Origin of the sequence: Agrobacterium sp. DE0009 (assembly GCF_007680755.1) — a bacterium.
Taxonomy (GTDB): Bacteria; Pseudomonadota; Alphaproteobacteria; order Rhizobiales; family Rhizobiaceae; genus Agrobacterium; species Agrobacterium tumefaciens_B.
On record NZ_VEIU01000053.1, the window covers coordinates 1 to 287 of the forward strand.

The window sequence follows — 287 nt, forward strand, 5'->3', positions numbered from 1 at the left end:
TAATACGCCTGCAGATCTGCTACGCAGACAGCGGGTATGGCGAGGTTCGCCGTCCACGTTTCTCTTTCTTCAAGAAGGATATAAACCTTTGGTTTGCGCTCACGTGCTGTTGCCCCTTTGGGGCTGCACTCCGCGGGGGCGCCGGACGACCGGCGACGGCTCGCTGAGCCTGTATGGGTGTCCAATTGGACGCTTGATACGCTCGGTAAGATGGGCCCGTAGCTCAGTTGGTTAGAGCACACGCTTGATAAGCGTGGGGTCGGAAGTTCAAGTCTTCCCGGGCCCAC

At 58.5% G+C, this 287-nt stretch carries 1 tRNA gene; it reads left to right on the forward strand.

The window, feature by feature from the left end:
• The first annotated feature begins 212 nt into the window (after positions 1 to 212).
• Positions 213 to 286: transfer RNA gene (locus FS804_RS24790), tRNA-Ile, on the forward strand.
• Position 287: the final 1 nt, after the last annotated feature.